The sequence below is a fragment of the Candidatus Ulvibacter alkanivorans genome (assembly GCF_003333325.1).
GTDB classification, from domain to species: domain Bacteria; phylum Bacteroidota; class Bacteroidia; order Flavobacteriales; family Flavobacteriaceae; genus Ulvibacter_A; species Ulvibacter_A alkanivorans.
The window spans coordinates 1-1,864 of record NZ_QOLC01000102.1 but is presented as its reverse complement, the minus strand read 5'-3'; the positions used below and the strand labels follow the sequence as shown (position 1 = coordinate 1,864).

Here is a 1,864-nt window from a genome sequence, read left to right as displayed (position 1 = left end):
AGTTCGTAAACAGCAACCTTATACGGGTTTTCTTTGTCAATCACGCCCTTATCAATGAAAAACTGAATCATTGAATGAACTTCAAGGGTTTCGTCAGAAAAGTCATTAGGGATTTCTGCGAAGACGAAGTTATTATACATCATTTCATATGTTTTGTAAAAGAAATTATTGAAATTATCGTGATATTTTTGAATTTCTCGAATATCGTAAAGAATCAAGCCTTTCAACTTTTTCGGAATGTCAAAATTTGAGAAAAAATCAAACCATAAGTTATAATCTTGCTCTTTGATTTCCGGTAGTTCAATGGTTTCTTTTTTCAAGAAAGACGCATAGCGAATTTTCTTCATAAGCGCATTTTTATGTTTCTCAATATTTTCTCGCCACTCTCTGCCTTCAACTTTTATTTTTTCTCCTGTGTTGTGTTCAGGAAGAATAAACATTTTAGAGTCGCCAGAAATAAAATCTGCGCCCTGATCAAAAGATGAAAACTTTGGAATTTGGTTAAAAAATTTCTGATAGAGCTTATTGTCTGTTTCAGACAATTCTCGCATGGCGGCATCAATGTTGATGCATGCAAATTCAATGTCTGTCAAATGAAGACTCATTTGGTATTCAGTGACTTCATGAAGGTCTTTGACAATGGATTGGCTGACCTTTTCAATGTAGAAAAGCTTATCATAAAGATTTTTATAATTTTTTAAGAGCTTTTTAACTTGTCGCTCTTCTTTGGTTCCAAAAAGTGCCATTTATGTATCTCCAAGTGAATGAAAGAGTAAGGCTATTATACCTTACTCTCTATAAAAACTCAATGATTAAACGCTAGGTTTTACTCATTGTTATCTTGGTTGTCCTGATTCTCTTGCTTGCGTTGTTCTTCAAGCTGATGACTCTCAGACATTCCCAAGAAAGAATTTTGCTCTGCCATCATGCGTGAGAGACGTTTAATTTGCTTTGTTTTAATCTCGTCACTCTTAGTGAAGTTATCGTTCATACTGGCATGGAAACGCTGGCGCTCTTTTTGAAGGTCATCAATACGCTTCATTTCCGAGTCAGTATACCCCATACCATTTTTATGAATCTCTTCCATGATACCTTTCATATCTTTGAAAGTATTTTCTTGAAGAGTCAAAGTCATGTTGCGAGTCTTGTCAATGCTGTCCTTCAGGTCACGCATATTTTTAAGACCGGCAGTAATTGAAATTTGGTCAATGAAGTTAGCCTTAATGGTAGGCAGAGTATGAGTAATACTCTCAGTAACCTGTTCGGCAACATATTGAACCGCATCAATCTGACTAATAAGGTCGCGCTGAGTCAGGATTTGAGATTGAACCTGAATGGTCATTTCCTTGCTTTTCAGCATTTCCATTCGAGCATTTGCAGAGTTACCTTCAATGTTGGTTTCTTTCTTTACTTCCTTAGTATGACCGATTAGCAACTGTTCCATTTTACCAAGTTCTTCAGTGGACTGCACAAGTTTATCACGAATGACGTAAATTTGGCCAAGACTTTCTGTAAGATTGGTCTTCTTTTCATTCAGGGCGTCAAAATGGCGTTGAGCCAGTTCGGTGACAGTGCGCTGTTTGTGAAGGCCGACTTCTGCGCTTGAACGCATTTTCTTGGTTGCATTACGAATCGGTGCCGGAAGCATATTGGTCATTTTTTCGCCAAATGATTGCTTGTTACAGGCATGTTCGATTTCACGAATAGTGTTTGCCACCAAATCCGCACTTTCTTCATTAATGTCCATAAGTTTGATTTTGTCAGCAAGAGTGCTGCTAAACTCACTGTTTTGTTTTATGATTTCATCGTAACGTTGACGAATCTGATCTGAACTTACTTTTGAACCTTTTTCATTGGTGTATTC

Annotated in this window: 2 protein-coding genes; both read right to left on the bottom strand. The window is 37.0% G+C overall.

All coding sequences use genetic code 11. The features are described 5' to 3' along the window. The coding region (locus tag DWA30_RS11900; RefSeq protein ID WP_136073197.1) for a hypothetical protein at nt 1-746 on the bottom strand (746 nt) is incomplete at its 3' end. An 80-nt stretch (nt 747-826) separates the two neighbouring features. Beyond that, on the bottom strand, nt 827-1,864 hold a 1,038-nt coding region (locus tag DWA30_RS13355; RefSeq protein ID WP_168421779.1), incomplete at its 5' end, for a hypothetical protein.